Annotated in this window: 17 protein-coding genes; 9 read left to right on the top strand and 8 right to left on the bottom strand. The window is 71.2% G+C overall.

All coding sequences use genetic code 11. The features are described 5' to 3' along the window. The first annotated feature begins 49 nt into the window (after positions 1-49). On the top strand, positions 50-973 hold the full coding sequence (locus ACZ7M3_RS31690) for a helix-turn-helix transcriptional regulator (protein ID WP_472067627.1): 924 nt from the start codon (positions 50-52) through the stop codon (positions 971-973). A gap of 117 nt (positions 974-1,090) precedes the next feature. Here ACZ7M3_RS31690 and ACZ7M3_RS31685 read toward each other — a convergent pair whose 3' ends face one another. The 5 genes from ACZ7M3_RS31685 to ACZ7M3_RS31665 form a co-directional block, all read right to left on the bottom strand. After that, entirely contained in the window at positions 1,091-2,134 is a 1,044-nt protein-coding gene (locus ACZ7M3_RS31685) for an NAD(P)-dependent alcohol dehydrogenase (protein WP_355972121.1), read from the bottom strand. A 222-nt stretch (positions 2,135-2,356) separates the two neighbouring features. Continuing rightward, on the bottom strand, positions 2,357-2,494 hold the full coding sequence (locus ACZ7M3_RS31680; protein ID WP_472067625.1) for a hypothetical protein: 138 nt from the start codon (positions 2,492-2,494) through the stop codon (positions 2,357-2,359). 182 nt (positions 2,495-2,676) lie between these two features. Continuing rightward, entirely contained in the window at positions 2,677-3,711 is a 1,035-nt protein-coding gene (locus tag ACZ7M3_RS31675; RefSeq protein ID WP_472067623.1) for a zinc-dependent alcohol dehydrogenase family protein, read from the bottom strand. A gap of 156 nt (positions 3,712-3,867) precedes the next feature. Next, positions 3,868-4,245, bottom strand: coding sequence for a toxin Doc (locus ACZ7M3_RS31670; protein ID WP_095856718.1), 378 nt, complete (start codon positions 4,243-4,245; stop codon positions 3,868-3,870). Continuing rightward, the gene (locus tag ACZ7M3_RS31665) at positions 4,245-4,484 is read right to left on the bottom strand and encodes a hypothetical protein (protein WP_472067621.1); all 240 of its coding nucleotides are present in this window, start codon (positions 4,482-4,484) and stop codon (positions 4,245-4,247) included. Before ACZ7M3_RS31665 ends, ACZ7M3_RS31670 begins: the two co-directional genes overlap by 1 nt. A gap of 152 nt (positions 4,485-4,636) precedes the next feature. On the opposite strand from ACZ7M3_RS31665, the gene ACZ7M3_RS31660 reads away from it, so the two are divergent. Next, a complete protein-coding gene (locus ACZ7M3_RS31660) occupies positions 4,637-5,257 on the top strand; it encodes an L-threonylcarbamoyladenylate synthase (RefSeq protein WP_060900152.1) in 621 nt (206 codons plus the stop codon). Positions 5,258-5,284: 27 nt separating this feature from the next. Here the strand turns inward: ACZ7M3_RS31660 and ACZ7M3_RS31655 are convergent, their stop codons facing one another. Then, positions 5,285-7,066: a PucR family transcriptional regulator gene (locus ACZ7M3_RS31655; RefSeq protein ID WP_472067619.1), complete on the bottom strand. Its 1,782-nt coding sequence runs from the start codon at positions 7,064-7,066 to the stop codon at positions 5,285-5,287. Positions 7,067-7,348: 282 nt separating this feature from the next. On the opposite strand from ACZ7M3_RS31655, the gene dnaK reads away from it, so the two are divergent. Genes dnaK through trxA form a run of 6 tightly spaced genes read left to right on the top strand, consistent with a single transcriptional unit; the run spans position 7,349 to position 14,251 of the window. Next, entirely contained in the window at positions 7,349-9,259 is a 1,911-nt protein-coding gene (gene dnaK / locus ACZ7M3_RS31650; RefSeq protein ID WP_472067617.1) for a molecular chaperone DnaK, read from the top strand. Positions 9,260-9,268: 9 nt separating this feature from the next. Next, positions 9,269-9,787 carry a nucleotide exchange factor GrpE gene (locus tag ACZ7M3_RS31645; RefSeq protein ID WP_097282698.1) on the top strand — a complete coding sequence of 173 codons (519 nt, stop codon included), beginning with the start codon at positions 9,269-9,271 and terminating at the stop codon, positions 9,785-9,787. Between the two features lie 6 nt (positions 9,788-9,793). Then, entirely contained in the window at positions 9,794-10,771 is a 978-nt protein-coding gene (locus ACZ7M3_RS31640; RefSeq protein ID WP_472067615.1) for a DnaJ C-terminal domain-containing protein, read from the top strand. Then, positions 10,768-11,163, top strand: a complete 396-nt coding sequence (locus tag ACZ7M3_RS31635) for a chaperone modulator CbpM (RefSeq protein WP_472067613.1) — start codon at positions 10,768-10,770, stop codon at positions 11,161-11,163. The genes ACZ7M3_RS31640 and ACZ7M3_RS31635 overlap by 4 nt, the downstream gene beginning before the upstream one ends. Then, entirely contained in the window at positions 11,154-13,796 is a 2,643-nt protein-coding gene (gene clpB / locus ACZ7M3_RS31630) for an ATP-dependent chaperone ClpB (RefSeq protein ID WP_472067611.1), read from the top strand. The genes ACZ7M3_RS31635 and clpB overlap by 10 nt, the downstream gene beginning before the upstream one ends. Next, entirely contained in the window at positions 13,793-14,251 is a 459-nt protein-coding gene (gene trxA, locus ACZ7M3_RS31625; protein WP_355972143.1) for a thioredoxin, read from the top strand. Before clpB ends, trxA begins: the two co-directional genes overlap by 4 nt. Positions 14,252-14,344: 93 nt before the next feature. Here trxA and ACZ7M3_RS31620 read toward each other — a convergent pair whose 3' ends face one another. Further along, on the bottom strand, positions 14,345-15,145 hold the full coding sequence (locus ACZ7M3_RS31620; RefSeq protein WP_351301529.1) for a metallophosphoesterase family protein: 801 nt from the start codon (positions 15,143-15,145) through the stop codon (positions 14,345-14,347). A gap of 68 nt (positions 15,146-15,213) precedes the next feature. After that, positions 15,214-16,002, bottom strand: a complete 789-nt coding sequence (locus ACZ7M3_RS31615; RefSeq protein WP_472067609.1) for an IclR family transcriptional regulator — start codon at positions 16,000-16,002, stop codon at positions 15,214-15,216. 106 nt (positions 16,003-16,108) lie between these two features. On the opposite strand from ACZ7M3_RS31615, the gene ACZ7M3_RS31610 reads away from it, so the two are divergent. Beyond that, positions 16,109-17,068: a 5-dehydro-4-deoxyglucarate dehydratase gene (locus tag ACZ7M3_RS31610; protein WP_472067607.1), complete on the top strand. Its 960-nt coding sequence runs from the start codon at positions 16,109-16,111 to the stop codon at positions 17,066-17,068. Positions 17,069-17,117: the final 49 nt, after the last annotated feature.

The raw sequence follows: 17,117 nt of genomic DNA, 5'->3' as shown, positions 1-17,117 counted from the left end.
CCCCCCACGCGGCTGCCGCCCAGGTCACGGGACTGCCACACTGGATCGCATGGCACGTGAGCAGCACAGCGGCAACGCGGGGGGCAAGGGTGGTACGGGACTGGGGCGCTTCCTGCGCGCCCGCCGCGCCCGGGTGACGCCGGCCGACGTCGGTCTCCCGGAGGGACCCGGGCTGCGCCGCACACCCGGCCTGCGCCGCGAGGAGTTGGCCACGCTGGCGGGGGTCAGCATCGACTACTACACGCGTCTGGAGCGGGGCAAGGAGACCAATCCGAGCCCGTCCGTCGTCGACGCCCTCGCCGCCGCGCTCCGGCTGGACGGGACCGAGCGCGAGCATCTGCGCGACCTCGCCGCGCGCGCCGCGCGCGCCGTCCCGGAACAGCCGACGGCGCCCGGCGGCTCGGTGGATCCCGGTGTCGAGCTGCTGTTGGAGAGCATGCGGCCCCATCCCGCGCACGTGGTCAGCCGCACCATGGGCATGATCGCCGCCAATCCGGGCGGCCTGCGCCTGATGGCCGGGCTGGAGGACTGGCCCGAGAAGCAGCGCAACATCGTGCGCTACGTCTTCCTGCACCCCGCCGCCCGTGCGCTCTTCGACGACTGGGAGAACCAGATCCGCGGCTGCGTCGCCCGGCTGCGCACCCTCGCAGGCACCGACCCCGACGCCCCGGACCTCGCCGACCTCGTCGACGAACTCCTGCTCAAGAGCCCGGACTTCGCGCGCCTGTGGGAGGCGTACGACGTGAAGGGCCATTCCTCGGGCCGTAAGACCTTCCACCACCCCCGGGTCGGCGACGTCACCTTCGGTTATCAGTCCATGACGCTGGAGGGCACCGACGGCCACCGCCTGGTCGCGTACCACGCCCCGCCCGGCACCCCGGAGTACGACGCGATGCTCCTGCTCGACACGGCCGGGAAGGCCGGAGAGCAGTCCGCGCGCCGGGCGGGGGCCGGTCGGCCCGCGGCCGGCTAGCGGCTCCTTTCTTCACGTGCCCCTCGGGTGATCTCGGCGCGGGCGGCAGCACCCCGTACGAGGGCTCGGGGGCGCGCCTCGTACGGGGTGGTCTCGGGCGGACGGTGCCGCGGTGGGTCAGGTCAGGGTCGCGGTGTCGATCACGAAGCGGTAGCGCACGTCCGAGGCCAGGACACGCTCGTACGCCTCGTTGATCTTCTCGGCGGGGATGATCTCAATCTCGGCGCCGATGCGGTGCTCGGCGCAGAAGTCGAGCATCTCCTGCGTCTCGCGGATGCCGCCGATCAGCGAGCCCGCGTACACGCGGCCCTGCATGATCAGCGAGAACACGTTCAGCGACAGGGGCTCCGCGGGGGCGCCGACATTGACCATCGTGCCGCCCACGGCGAGCAGGCCGAGGAAGGTGTCGAGGTCGAGCTTGGCGCTGACCGTGTTGAGGATGACGTCGAAGGTGCCGGCGAGCTGCTCGAAGGTGGCCGGGTCGCTGGTGGCGTAGTAGTGGTCGGCGCCCAGCCGCAGGCCGTCGTCCATCTTCTTGAGCGACTGCGACAGGACGGTGACCTCGGCGCCCATCGCGTGTGCGATCTTGACGGCCATGTGACCGAGTCCGCCGAGGCCGATGACGGCGACCTTCTTGCCGGGGCCCGCGCCCCAGCGGCGCAGCGGGGAGTACGTGGTGATGCCCGCGCACAGCAGCGGGGCGGCCTCGTCGAGGCCGAGCCCCTCGGGGATGGTGACGACGAAGTCATCGTCGACCACGACATGGGTGGAGTAGCCGCCCTGGGTCAGGGTGCCGTCGGCGTCGATCGAGCCGTAGGTGAGGGTGTTGCCCTTGAGGCAGTACTGCTCCTCGCCCCGCAGGCAGGGCACGCACTCACGGCAGGAGTTGACCATGCAGCCGACGCCGACCCGGTCGCCCACGGCGTGCCGGGTGACCTCGGAACCGACCTGGGTGACGATGCCGGCGATCTCGTGGCCGGGGACCAGGGGGTAGGTCGCCGGGCCCCACTCGCTGCGGACGTTGTGGATGTCGGAGTGGCAGATGCCGCAGTACTTGATGTCGATGAGGACGTCGTGCGGGCCGACGTCACGGCGCTCGACGGTGGTCGGCGCGAGCGGTTCGGTCGCCGAAGTGGCGGCGTATGCGGGGACGGTAAGCACCGGTGCTCCAGTGGGGGGGGAAGGTGAGGGGGTCGTCGGCAGCCGGCCGGCTGCCGACGTCTGGCTGGGCGTCCGCTCCGCCGCGTGACACCGGTCGCATCGTCGTGGAGCCCGCCACGGGTCTCGTGACGCGGGCGATGGTGTTCGCGCAGTAGCGGCCGTACTTGGTGCGGTAGGCGGCGTCGACCTCGCTGTTGGTCTCGCCGTCGGCGTCCGTCAGGGTCAGTTGACGACCAGCGCGTCGAGGGTGATCACGAAGAAGCCGAGGACGGCCGCGGCCAGCGCCGGCGCGGGACTTGGAAGGGCTTGCCCCGGGGGAACGCCGACAGGTCGCCGGGTCGGAGTGACGGGGACGGGCATGGGATGCTCCCGGGAAATGGGATCTTCAACGAGCATCCAGCCTGCTCGCCCGGCCCGCATCCCGGCAGACCGTGATGTTCAGGGGAGCGGTGTTCAGGGGTGTGACAGGGCCCCCACGGGGGCCCTCGCGCAGGTCACGAGGGCGCCGGAGTGGGGCGCAGCACCAGCGGTCGGCGCCGTGTTCAGGGCTGGACGAGCACCTTCAGTGCCTCCCGGGCGGCCATCGCGCGATAGCCGTCGGGGACCTCCTCGACGCTCACCGAGCGGTCGAAGACGCGCCCGGGTTCGATCTTCCCCTCGAGGACGTCGGGGAGCAGTTCCTCGATGTAGGCGCGGGCCGGAGCCACACCGCCGGTGACGGTGATGTTGTTCATGAACACCTCGAAGCCCAGTGGCGCCTGGTCGTACTGCGGGGCGCCCACCCGGCTGACCGTGCCGCCCGCGCGCACCACGCCCAGCGCCATCTCCAGGGCGGGCAGCGTACCGACGCACTCCAGCACCGTGTGCGTACCGTCGCCGCCGGTCAGCTCGCGCACGCGCGCGACGCCTTCCTCACCGCGTTCGGCGACGATGTCGGTGGCACCGAAGTCGCGGCCGAGATCGGTGCGGTCCTTGTGCCGCCCCATCAGGATGATCCGCTCGGCGCCGAGCCGCTTGGCGGACAGCACCGCGGACAGCCCGACCGCTCCGTCACCGACCACGGTCACGGTCGTCCGCGGGGTGACGCCCGCCGTCACCGCGCAGTGGTGGCCGGTGCAGAACACGTCCGACAGGGTCAGCAGCGACGGCAGCAGGGCTGAGTCCTCGCCGACGGGCAGCTTCACCAGCGTGCCCTGGGCGTGCGGTACCCGCACCGCCTCTCCCTGGCCGCCGTCCACCCCGTCCGTGGCCCAGAAACCCCCGTGCCGGCACGAGGTGTGCAGGCCCTCGCGACAGAAGTCGCAGGTGTTGTCCGAATAGACGAAGGGGGCCACCACCAGGTCTCCGGTCTTCAGTCCGGACACCTCCGCGCCGACGTCCTCGACGACGCCCAGGAACTCGTGGCCGATGCGGTCGCCCTGCTCGGTGGGCGGACGCGACCCGTACGGCCACAGGTCGCTGCCGCAGATGCACGACCGCACCACGCGTACGACCGCGTCCGTGGGCCGCTGGATCTTCGGGTCGGGAACCTCCTCCACCCGCACGTCACCGGCACCGTAAATCAGAGTTGCTCGCATGAGTCTTTCCGATCGAGTCGTCCTGTACTTGGTCGCAGTCCAAGGGACATTCCGGCCGTTCAAGAAGTATGGGTCTCGAGATCGGGGCGCGCATTCTCGCGCCTGCCGGCGATGACGGCTCCGGGGCGCGGCGGTGGATCTGGTGGACCGACGTCCTCAGACCTTCCAGGAGCGCAGCTGGTCGGCGACGGCGGGGACGCCGACGCGGGTGTCGCGGATCTTGCGGACGAGGTCCGACAGGGCTCCGTAGGGCGGGTCGATGCCCTCGCCCGACTGGTCCATGTACTGGGCGGCGACGAACGCGGCGAACAGGCTGTTGCGGTGCGGCAGGGGCTCCAGGCGCACGATGGTGTGCATCAGCGCGGCGGCGCGCCAGGCCGCGTCCGGGTCGGCCGCGGCGAGCGTGGGCAGCTTGGTCCTGTGCCGGGCGACGGCCGCGACGAGCGCGGAGTAGTCCGAGACGGACATGTCCTCGCGGGCGAGGGCGGCCTCCTGGACGTCGAGCAGCCAGGCGACATCGATGGTCAGGTGCATCAGGCGGCCGCGGATCCGTCCTGGCGCTCGGCGGGCGGCACCTCGTCGGGGAACGCGTCGTCGAACTCGCCGCGCAGCCGGTCGGCCCAGGCGGTGGCGCCCGCGACGAACTGCCTGCGCTGCATCTCCCGGACGCCGAGGTCGTGCAGATACTGCTTGAGGCTCTTGCCGTCGGCCGCGGCGGCCGCGCGCACTCCCTCGAGCTCCTCTTCCGTGAAGGTCACGTTCAGTGATGGCATACCCGGATGGTACCTGGTTGGTACCTGGGGCGCGAGATCTCAGGTCCGGCCGCCCGCGCCGAGCTGGGAGCGGTGCCGGTGTCTCACTGGCCGAACGAGCGGCCATGGGGCGAATCGTCAGGTCCCCGACGTCGCCGATCTAAGCTCGGCGCATGGCCAAGTACTTCGACGTGCACCCCGAGAACCCCCAGCAGCGCACCCTCAGCCAGGTGGCGGACATCATCCGCGGCGGAGGGCTCGTCGCCTATCCGACCGACTCCTGCTTCGCCCTGGGGGCTCAGCTGGGCAACCGGGACGGACTCGACCGGATCCGTTCGATCCGCCGGCTGGACGACCGGCACCACTTCACCCTGATGTGCCAGGACTTCGCGCAGCTGGCCCACTTCGTACGCCTGGACAACGCGGTGTTCCGTGCGATCAAGGCCTCCACTCCGGGTAGTTACACCTTCATCCTCCCGGCGACCAAGGAGGCACCGCGCAGGCTGCTGCACCCGAAGAAGAAGACGGTCGGGGTCCGGATTCCCGACCATGTCGTCGCCCGGGCGCTCCTCGCCGAGCTCGGCGAGCCCCTGCTGTCGAGCACCCTGCTCCTCCCCGACCAGGAGAAGCCGCTGACCCAGGGCTGGGAGATCAAGGAGGAACTCGACCACGTGGTGGACGCGGTCCTCGACTCCGGCGACTGCGGCGTCGAGCCGACGACCGTGATCGACTTCTCGCAGGGCGAGCCCGAGATCGTACGACGAGGAGCGGGCGATCCCTCCCGGTTCGAGTGACGCGAGGGAGCGGGGCGAGGCGGGCGGTCAGAAGGCGGGGCCGCTGACCTTCCAGATCCGGGTGGCGACCTGGAGGTTGAAGCGGCTGTCCACCTCGTCGAGCCGACGGCCGCTGACCTCCCTGATGCGCTGCAGACGGTAGCGGAGCGTGCTGCGGTGCACGGCGAGGGCCTGCGCCGTCTCGTCGTAGTTGCCGCCGTGGTCGAAGTACCGGGTGAGGGTGTGCACCAGGTCGGTGCCGTGGGCGTCGTCGTAGTCCAGGAGCGCGCCGAGCCATTCGCGGACGAAGTCGCTGACGTCCCCCGCGTCCTTGTCCCGGGCCAGGATGCGGTAGAGGCCGAGTTCCTCGCAGGTCGTGGTGCCGTCCGCGGGGTGGGACTGGCGGCGTACGGCGAGTGCGCGGACGGCCTGGTCGAAGGAGCGCGGGATGTCCGCCACCGCCTCGCACAGGCTGCCGATGCCCACCGCGCCGTGCGGGGAGCCCACTTCGTCGGCGAGGGCCTTGTACAGACCCGAGTCGCGCGGCTCGCCCCGGACCACGAGCACCGCCATGTCCCCTCGTCGGGCCAGCAGCGACCGCAGGCCCCGTCCCTGCGCGGCACGTCCCACCGCTCCCAGGAAGCGGTCGTCGGCGGCCGTTCCCCGCCACTGTGCGACCGTGACGTGGTGCGGTCCGTGCAGGTCGTGGCCGACGGCCTCGGCCCTGGCGTACGCGCCGCCGGCGTCGGCGCCGGTGAGCAGGTCGTCCACAAGTTCCCGGCGCAGGCGCAGTTCCGCCTCCGCCAGGCTGCGACGATGGGCCAGTTCCAGGGACAGTGCCGTGCACGCGTGTTCGAGGGCGAACCTTTCGGCCTCTCCCGCCGTGCCGTCGGGGTCGATCAGCTCGATGCTGCCGAGGGGCTCCCCGTGGTGGCGGGCCAGTCCGATGAGGCGTCCCTCGTGGCGGATCGGACCGAGCTCGCGCATCGCGTCGTGCATGAGTTGCTCGCGCTGGAGCGGATCGGGCTTGGTGTCGGCCTCGGGCGGGACCGGCCCCGCGCGAGCGAGGAGGTTTCCGAAGCGGTCCTCGACCCGGGTGGCGAGTCCGGTCAACTCGTACACGGCGACGGCGATGCCGTGCTCCCCCTCGTCGGTGAGGGAGGTCCGGGCGAGGACGTCGTGCACGGTGCGCTGCTCCTCCAGCTCCGCCACCAGCGCGGTGAGTCGTTCGTTGACCGCGTCCCGCTCCTCGATCGCCCGGAACAGCTGTCGGGCGTACTCGCGGTCGCGGCGGCGGGCTTCGGCGTTGTAGAGCGCGGCGCCGGTCGAATGGGCAAGGGCGTAGACGAGGAAGCGGTCCTCGTCGGGAGGCGGTTTCCCGGCGCTGACCAGCAGGTAGCCGAGCAGCCCGCCGGAGCTGCGCAGGCCCACTGCCCAGCCCCAGCCGCCCTCCCGGAAGTGGACGGCGCCGTCCTCCCCTTCCAGTGCGGTCAGCTGTTCGACCGGGTCGGTCAGATCGCGCGGTGCGCGGCCGGCAAGGGCCCGTGCGCTCGGCGTGGCCTCGAGCTCGAAGCGGCCGTCCCTGAGCATGTAGCAGCCCTCGGGCCGGCAGTCGAGGAGATGTGGCACCTCGTCCATGGCCAACTGGAGGATCTCGTCCACCGGGCGACCGTCGAGCATGGTCGCGGCCAGCACGAACACGTCGTACAGGCTCGCCGACTGCTTGCGCCCCCAGCCGGCCAGTGTGGTGGTCGGCGCCCGGCTGCCGAGGCCGCGTGGTGCGATGCTCCGGTGCGCCGCACCGGTCGCGTCGTCGGCCGTGCCAGACATGACGCAATACTAGCTTTCGCCCCTTTTCACCGCTTCTTGCACCGAGCACCCCTGGGGGTGGCGCGTGCCGCGTGGGCTCCTGTACTCCCAGGGCGAGAGGACGGCCCGAACTTCACCCCGTCGGGAGCAGGCGTCACCCTTCGTCCCGTAACACCCTGGCAAGGACGGAGCCCACGACCCGTGTCCGCCCGCTGACGCCCGCGGACACGCGACCTCACCTGAAGACAACCGCCGCCACCGGAGACGGGCGGACGCCGGGGGTGGCAGGCGAAGGAGTTCCTCATGGGCAAGGCAGTCGGAATCGACCTGGGCACCACCAACTCGGTGATCGCCGTATGGGAGGGCGGTGAAGCGACCGTCATACCCAATGCCGAGGGCTCGCGCACCACGCCCTCCATCGTCGCCTTCACCGACAGCGGCGAACGGCTGGTGGGTCAGCTCGCCAGGCGCCAGGCGATCCTCAATCCCAAAGGCACCATCTACTCGGCCAAGCGGTTCATCGGCCGGCACTTCGACGAGATATCCGACGAGGCCAAGGCGGTGGCGTACGACGTCGTCGAGGGCGAGGGCGGAGTCGCGCGCTTCAAGGTGCGCGACAAGCTGTACGCGCCGGAGGAGATCAGCGCGCTGGTGCTGCGCAAGCTCGCCGACGACGCCGGCAAGCAGCTGGGCGAGAAGGTCACCGAGGCCGTCATCACCGTGCCCGCGTACTTCAACGACGCCCAGCGCCAGGCGACCAAGGACGCGGGTCGCATCGCGGGGCTCGAAGTACTGCGGATCATCAACGAGCCGACGGCGGCGGCACTGGCGTACGGCATGGAGAAGAAGAAGCACGAGACGGTGCTCGTCTTCGACCTCGGTGGCGGCACCTTCGACGTGAGCATCCTGGACGTCGGTGACGGGGTCGTGGAAGTGCGCTCGACGGCGGGCGACAGCCACCTCGGCGGCGACGACTTCGACCGTCGCCTCGTCGACCTGCTCGCGGACGGCTTCCAGAAGGAGAACGGGATCGACCTGCGCAAGGACCCACAGGCGCTGCAACGGCTGTTCGAAGCCGCGGAGAAGGCCAAGACGGAGCTGAGCTCGGTCACGCAGACGCAGGTCAGCCTGCCGTTCATCACCGCGGACGCCGCCGGCCCCAAGCACCTGACCGAGACGATCATGCGGTCCACGTTCGAGAAGATCACCGCCGACCTGGTCGAGCGGACCATGGAACCGGTCAAGCAGGCGATGGCCGACGCCAAGGCCAGCGCGAACGACATCGACGAGGTCATCCTCGTCGGCGGCTCGACGCGCATCCCGGCCGTGCAGAGCCTGGTCCGCCGGCTGACCGGCGGCAAGGACCCGAACATGAGCGTCAACCCCGACGAGGTCGTGGCGCTGGGCGCCGCGATCCAGGCCGGCGTCCTCAAGGGCGAGGTCAAGGACGTCCTGCTGCTCGACGTGACCCCGCTGTCGCTGGGCGTGGAGACCCGCGGCGGTGTGATGACGAAGATCATCGACCGGAACACCACGATCCCGGTCCGCCGCTCGGAGACCTTCTCCACCGCGGAGGACAACCAGGAGGCCGTGGACGTCGTCGTTTTGCAGGGCGAGCGCGAGATGGCCGCCGACAACCGGGTCCTCGGCCGCTTCCAGCTGAAGGACATCCGCCCCGCCCCGCGCGGCGAGCCGCAGGTCGAGGTCATCTTCGACATCGACGCCAACGGCATCCTGAACGTCACCGCACGGGACAAGGACACCGGCAAGGAACAGACCATCACCATCAGCGAGGGCTCCAACCTCGACCAGGCCGAGGTCGAGCGGATGGTCCAGGAGGCCGAGCAGCACCGCGGCGAGGACCAGGCGCTGCGCGACGCAGTGGACGCCCGCAACGAACTGGACGCCGTGGCCTACCAGGTGGAGCGCCGGCTGAACGAGCTGGGCGACGCGGTGCCCTCGCACGAGCGGGCCCGGGCGGACATGCTCGTCGCCGATGCCCGTGAGGCGGTCCAGCAGGAGGCGTCCCCGGACAAGGCCAGGCCGCTGACCTCCGAGCTCCAGCAGGTGCTGGCGTCGCTCGCCCAGTACCAGACGGGCGCGGCCGCACAGGCCCAGGCCGGCGCCGCGACCGGAACCGGGACGGAGGACACCGCGAGCGCCTCGGCAGCAGCCGGCGACGACGTGATCGACGCGGAATTCGACAAGAGCTGAGGAGCGGTCATGGCCACCGAGCAGGAGCCGATGACGCCCCCGGAACAGCCGGGCGAGACCCCCTCGTCCTCGCAGGTGCCGGAGGCGGACGAGCAGACCGCCGCCCTCGACGAGATGCGCGACCGCTGGCGCCGCGCGCTCGCCGACCTGGACAACCTCCGAAAACGTCACGCGAAGGAACTGGAACGCGTGCGGGCCGAGGAGCGCGCCCGCACCGCCGGGGCCTGGCTGCCCGTCCTCGACAACCTGGAACGGGCGCTGGCCCACTCCGACTCCGACCCCTCCGCCGTACTGAAGGGCGTCGAAGCCGTACGCGACCAGGCGGTCGAGGTGCTGCGCGGCCTCGGGTATCCCCGCTACGAGGAGACCGGGGTGCCCTTCGACCCGACCCGGCACGAGGTCGTCGGAGTCGTCGACACCCCCGACGCCGAGCCGAACACCGTGGCCCAGGTGGTGAGCCCGGGCTACGGGGCGGACGGGAAGCAGCTGCGCCCCGCCTTCGTCGTGGTCAGCAAGCGGCAGGAGTGACGCCCCATGGCACGGGACTACTACGACGTGCTCGGGGTGCCGCGCACCGCGAGCGCGGAGGAGATCCAGCAGGCCTTCCGCAAGCTGGCGCGCAAACACCACCCCGACGTCAACAAGGACCCGGGGGCCGAGGAGCGCTTCAAGGAGATCAACGACGCGTACAGCGTGCTGTCCGACCCCAGGACCAGGCAGCGCTACGACCGCTTCGGTGAGAACTTCCGGCAGATCCCGGAGGACTACGACGAGCGGGTGGCCGCGGGAGCGGGTGCCCGGGGCGGCTGGAGCGCGGGCGTCGGAGGGGCCGGAAGAGGCGGCGGACGCGGGGTGCGCTTCCGTACGGCGGACGGTGCCGACTTCGACGGCTCCGGCGTCGACTTCGAGGACCTGTTCGGCGGGATCTTCGGACGCGGCGGAGGCGCGGGGGCGGGGGGCGGCTGGGGTCCCGTGCCGGGCGCCGACCAGGAGGCCGAGATCCAGCTCGGCGTCGAGGAGGCCTACCGGGGCGGCAAGCGCGGCATCACCCTGGGCGGCCCCACCGGGCAGCGCACCTACGACGTCACCATCCCGCCCGGGGTGGTGGACGGGCAGCGCATCCGGCTGGCCGGAGAGGGCGGCAGGGGCAGCCCCGACGCCCCGCCGGGCGACCTGTATCTGCGCGTGCGGATCAAGCCCGACGGGCGGTTCCGGCTGGAGGGCCGCGACATCCACGTGGTCCTCCCGGTGACACCGTGGGAGGCGGCACTCGGCGCGACCGTGCCGGTGTCCACCCCCGGCGGCACGGCCAAGGTCACCGTCCCCGCGGGCTCCTCCAGCGGCCGCCGGCTGCGGCTGCGCGGCGAGGGCATGCCCAACCCGCGCGGCGAGGACGGCAACCTGTACGCGGAGGTCCGCATCATGGTGCCGCCCGAGCCGACCGCCCGTGAGCGTGAGCTCTTCGAGGAACTGGCCGCCGCGTCCGCCTTCGACCCGAGGAGGCCCCGATGACCACAGCCCCCCGTCCCGGCGGTGCGCACCGCCGTACCGCCACCCCGCTACCCCGGCCGGCCCTGAACATCGTGGTCCGCGCCGCCCCGCTCGGACCGGCCCATCGGCTCGGTCTCGACGCCGTCGCCACCCGTTCCGGTCTCCATCCGGAGCTCGTACGCCGGTTCGTCACCCTCGGCCTCGTCGACGCCACCCGGGACGCCACCGGGCGACTGTGGTTCGAGCCGTCCGCGCCCGCCACCCTCGCCCGCATCCAACGACTACGGGCCGCGCTCCCCCTCAACTACGCCTCCCTGGGTCTGGTGCTCGATCTGCTCGACCGGATCAGTGAGTTGGAGGACGCCCTGAGGCGCAGCAACGCCGGCTCCAGGAGTGATGAATCGTGGATATGAACCGGCTCACCCAGAAGTCCAAGGAGGCGCTCCAGGAAGCGCAGACCATCGCCGGCCGGCTGAACCAGACCGAGGTCGACGGCGAGCATCTGCTCCTCGCCCTGCTCGACCAGCCCGACGGCCTGATACCGCGGCTGATCGACCAGTCAGGCGCCGACACCCGGGCCCTGCGCACCGCGCTGAACGAGGAGTTGGCCCGCAGGCCGAAGGTGACGGGCCCCGGTGCCACCCCCGGGCAGGTGTACGTCACCCAACGGCTGGCGAAGGTGCTGGACTCGGCCGAGCAGGAGGCCAAGCGGCTCAAGGACGAGTACGTGTCCGTCGAGCACCTGGTGCTGGCACTCGCCGACGAGGGGTCCCGCACGGCATCCGGCCGGCTGCTCAAGGAGCACGGCGTCAGCAAGGACGGGTTCCTGTCCGCGCTCACGCGGATCCGCGGCCACCAGCGCGTCACCTCGGCGACGCCCGAAGCGGCGTACGAGGCACTGGAGAAGTACGGCCGTGATCTGGTCGCCGAGGCACGCAGCGGCAGGATGGACCCGGTGATCGGCCGGGACGCGGAGATCCGCCGGGTCATCCAGATCCTGAGCCGCAAGACGAAGAACAACCCCGTCCTCATCGGTGACCCGGGTGTCGGCAAGACCGCCATCGTGGAGGGGCTCGCCCAGCGCATCGTGCGGGGCGACGTGCCCGACGGGCTGCGCGACCGGACGATCTTCTCGCTCGACATGAGTTCGCTGGTGGCGGGCGCCAAGTACCGCGGCGAGTTCGAGGAACGACTGCAGGCCGTGCTGAGCGAGGTCAAGGCGGGCGAGGGGCGCATCCTGCTCTTCATCGACGAACTGCACACGGTCGTCGGCGCGGGCGGCGGTGCCGAGGGCGCCATGGACGCCGGGAACATGCTCAAGCCCATGCTGGCGCGCGGCGAGCTGCACATGATCGGCGCCACCACCCTCGACGAGTACCGCAAGTACGTCGAGTCCGACGCGGCCCTCGAACGCCGCTTCCAGCAGGTGCAGGTGGACGAGCCGAGCGTCGAGGACACCATCTCCATCCTGCGCGGACTGCGCGAGCGCCTGGAGGTCTTCCACGGTGTGAAGATCCAGGACACCGCGCTGGTCGCGGCGGCCACCCTCAGCCACCGCTACATCTCCGACCGGTTCCTGCCGGACAAGGCCATCGACCTGGTCGACGAGGCGTGCGCCCGGCTGCGTACCGAGATCGACTCCATGCCCGCCGAACTGGACGAGATCACCCGCCGGGTGACCCGTCTGGAGATCGAGGACGCGGCGCTCGCCAAGGAGACCGACGCCGCCAGCCAGAAGCGACTCGACGAGCTGCGCCGCGAACTGGCCGACCTGCGCGCCGAGGCCGACGCCATGCACGCCCAGTGGGAGGCCGAACGCCAGGCCATCCGCCGGGTGCAGGAGCTGCGCCAGGAACTGGAGCACGTCCGGCAGGAGGCCGAGGAGGCCGAACGCAGCTACGACCTCAACCGGGCCGCCGAACTGCGCTACGGCAGGCTCACCGAACTCGAACGCCGCCTCGCGGCGGAGGAGGACGCGCTGGCCGCCAAGCAGGGCGAGAACCGGCTGCTGCGCGAGGTCGTCACCGAGGACGAGATCGCGGAGATCGTCGCCGCCTGGACCGGCATCCCCGTCACCCGCCTCCAGGAGGGCGAGCGCGAGAAGCTGCTGCGCCTCGACGAGATCCTCACCGAGCGGGTGATCGGCCAGGACGAGGCGGTCAAGCTGGTCACCGACGCGATCATCCGGGCCCGCTCCGGGATCCGGGACCCGCGCCGGCCGATCGGCTCGTTCATCTTCCTCGGCCCCACCGGCGTCGGGAAGACCGAGCTGGCCAAGGCGCTCGCCGCGGCGCTCTTCGACTCGGAGGAGAGCATCGTCCGTCTGGACATGAGCGAGTACCAGGAACGGCACACCGTCAGCAGGCTGGTGGGAGCGCCTCCCGGATACGTCGGCTACGAGGAGGGCGGCCAGCTCACCGAGGCGGTGCGCCGCAAGCCGTACTCCGTGGTCCTGTTCGACGAGATCGAGAAGGCCCATCCCGACGTCTTCAACATCCTGCTGCAGGTGCTCGACGACGGCCGCGTCACCGACTCCCAGGGCCGCACCGTCGACTTCCGCAACACCGTGATCATCATGACCTCCAACATCGGCTCGGCCCACCTGCTGGACGGGGTGACCGCCGACGGCGAGATCAAGTCCGACGCGCGGACGCTGGTGATGAGCGATCTGCGGAGCCATTTCCGGCCCGAGTTCCTCAACCGCGTCGACGACATCGTGCTGTTCAAGCCGCTGGGCATCACCCAGATCGAGCGGATCGTGGAGCTGCAGTTCAACGACCTGCGCCGACGGCTGGCGGAACGGCAGATCACCGTCGAGCTCACCGACGCCGCCCGCGAACTCATCGCCGAGCAGGGCTTCGACCCCGTGTACGGAGCCCGGCCGCTGCGCCGGTACATCTCGCACGAGGTCGAGACGATGGTCGGCCGGGCGCTGATCCGCGGTGACGTGCAGGACGGTACGACGATCCGCGTCGACGCCCAGAACGGCGAACTCGTCGTCACCTACGGCGCACAGGCCGCACCGGACGTGCGGAAAGCGGCGTGAGTGCGGTGACGACGAGTACGGGCACGAGCAAGACGGTCGTCTGCGACCACTGCGGTCGCAAGAACCGGGTGCCGGCGGCAGCCGGGGGCACGCCGCGCTGCGGGAACTGCGCGTCCCCGCTCGCGTGGATCGCCGACGCCGGCGACGCGGACTTCGCGGAGGTCGCCGAACAGGCGAAACCGTACGTCGTCGTCGACCTGTGGGCCACCTGGTGCGGGCCCTGCCGGATGGTCAGCCCCGCGCTGGAACAGGTCGCCCACGAACTCGCCGGGCGGGTCAAGCTGGTCAAGGTCGACATCGACCAGAACCCGCGGCTCGCCCAGCGGTTCCAGGTGCAGGCCGTCCCGACGCTCCTGCTGCTCGACAAGGGAGAGGTGATCGCACGCAAGACGGGAGCGGCGCCCGCGCCGGCGCTGAGGCAGTGGGTGGAGGAGACCCTGGCCGCCCGTCGTTGAACCGGACCGCGCGAACTCGGGCACGGCCCCGGCAGGGTGAACCCCACACTCGCCGCCCGCTGTCCGGCGCCCCGTGGGCCGGGTGCCCCGCTCCTAATCGGAGAACACCCGCGCCTCCGCGTCCGAGGTGATCTCGGCCGGCGTGGGCGGGGCGTCCAGCAGGGCGGTGATGCGTTCGGCGGCGGGGTCGCCCGTCCGGGGCCCGGCGGCACGGGCCGCGTCGACGTCGTACGAGGTCTGCCGCAGCTCGACGTCCGGGCCGAGCAGGGCCCAGAAGGCGGTGCCCGGCGGGCCCTCGTGGAAGGGGAGCCCGACGCTGCCCGGGTTGACGCTGCGCCGTCCGGCGACGGTGCGGTCGAACTGGAGGTGCGTGTGCCCGGTGACGATCACCGCCTCCTCGACGTCCGCGGCCAGTTCCGCGAAACGCTCGGCAGGCGTGGCGGGTGTGACCAACTCCGTGTCGCCGCGCGGCGATCCGTGGCAGAACCGCACGGGTCCCAGTCCGACGACGTCCACGACGACGCTGAAGGGGATCCCGGCGACGAACGCGACACTCGCGTCGGAGTGTTGCCGCGGCACCCACGCCTCACGTTCGGTGCTCGGCCGACGGACCCCGCGGTGAATGTCCACGACGGCGCGCTCCCCGTTGCCCCGGACGAACAGGGCCCGCGGCAGCCCGGCCATCAGCTTCACCGTACGGTCGGGTTCGGCACCCCAGGTCAGGTCTCCGCACGAGACCACCAGATCGACGCCGGCTCCCTCGATCTCCGCCAGGACCGCGGTCAGCGCCGGCACGTTCGCGTGGACGTCGGAAACGACCGCGACCCGTCGCATGGGACCGTAGCGGCGCGTCGGCCCCTCCCAGGCCCCGGGGCCGTACAAGGTCGTGTCCATGCTTGACGGTAACAACGGCGGCCGGTGCCGGACCGGCCGTTCCACCGAAACCGTCGCCACCGAACCGGTCAACGCCAGTCGGGAGCACCCGAGGCGGGCGACAGCAGGGACTCGATCTTCATCCGCGTCTCCCGCATGACGGCGACGATACGGGCCTCGTGCTCGCCGGTGAGCCGGGCCACCGGAACCGAGCAGCTGATCGCGTCGACGGCCGGCGTGTCGTAGCGCAGCGCGAAGCCGAAGCCCGCGATGCCGGGCACCGTCTCCTCGCGGTCGATGGAGTAGCCGCGCTCCCGTACCTCCGCGAGGTCCGCGAGCAGGGTGGCCGACTCGGTGTGCGTGTTCTCCGTGAGAGCGGTCAACGGCTGTGCCGGAAGTGACAGTTCGCTGTCCGGACGCTCGGCGAGCAAGGCCTTGCCGAGGGCACCGGCGTGGGCCGGGACCCGGCGGCCGACCCGGCTGAGGGTGCGCGCGTACTCGTGGGACTCGCGGGTCGCGAGATAGACGACGTCGGCGCCGTCGAGGCGGGCCAGGTGAATGGTCTCCCCGAGCGCCTCCGAGGCTTCGTCGAGGTAGGGGCGGACCACCCGTACGTGCCGGTCGCTGTCGAGATAGCTGGTGCCCGTGAGCAGGGCACGGATCCCTATGCCGTACAGCGAACCGGTGGTGTCGGCGCGCACCCAGCCGCGGTCGACGAGGGTCTGCAGCAACTGGTACATGCTGCTGCGCGGCACCCCCAACTGCACGGCGAGTTCGTCCAGCCGGGCCGGCCGGTCACCCCGCCCGGCGAGCAGTTCCAGCAGCGCGACCGTGCGGGCCGCCGACTTCACTTCTCGGACACCACTGCTCTCCGGCATGGGGCCCATCGTAAATCCGCCCTGCCGCACCCATTGACCCCGCGCGTTCACGAACCTAGCCTCCATCTTCATACATAGACGCCATCTGCATATGAGGACAGAGTTCATGACACGGTTCAGTGCGACGGCCGAGGGCGTGGCCAAGCGACTGCGCGACGGCATGGTGGGCGGGGTGCTGTCGTTCCCGCTCACGAGCTTCCGGGAGGACGGCGGTCTGGATCTGGAGGCGTACCGGGCCTACCTGTCCGCCCAGTTGGACAGCGCGCCGGGCGCGGTGTTCCCCGCCTGCGGTACCGGAGAGTTCTTCTCGCTGGACGAGGACGAGTACCGCGCGGTCGTCGGGGCCACGGTCGAGATCGCCGACGGACGGCTGCCGGTCGTCGCGGGCATCGGCTACGGCTGGGCGCAGGCCCTGCGTTTCGCCCGGATCGCGGAGGAGGCGGGCGCGGACGCCGCGCTGGTACTCCCCCATTATCTGGTCGCGGCCCCGCAGGACGGGCTGGTGGAACAGCTGCGGCGGATCGCCTCCGGCACCTCTCTGCCACTGATCGCCTACCAGCGCGGTCAGGTCGCCTTCACCGCCGACAGTCTGCTCCGGATCGCGGAGATCCCCACGGTCATCGGCCTCAAGGACGGGCACAGCGACCTCGACCGCCTCCAGCGCCTCACGCTCGCGGCGCCCGACGGCTTCCTCTTCTTCAACGGCGCCTCCACCGCCGAGATCCAGGCCCGCGCCTACGCCACCGTGGGCGTCCCCGCCTACTCCTCGGCGGTTCACGCCTTCGCTCCCGAGATCGCGAACGCCTTCTTCGCCGCCCTGCGGGACGGCGACGACGCGGGAGTGACCAAGCTCCTGCGCGACTTCTACGTCCCGCTCGTCGAACTGCGCGACCGGGTCCCCGGCTATGCGGTGTCGCTGGTCAAGGCCGCCGCCGGGCTGCGCGGTCTGCCGGTCGGGCCGGTCCGCGCGCCGCTCACGGACCCGGGTCCGGAGGAGCTCGACGCGCTGGCGCAGGTGCTCGCCGACGGTCTGAAGGCGGTCGGAGCCGTACGGCGATCCGACTGACAGATGACGTCATCTGTCATCCGTCATCTGCCCTCTGTCATCCGTCACC

Source organism: Streptomyces sp. NPDC111656 (assembly GCF_055656965.1).
The sequence above is the reverse complement of the archived record's forward strand: the minus strand, read 5'-3'. Positions and strand labels throughout refer to the sequence as shown.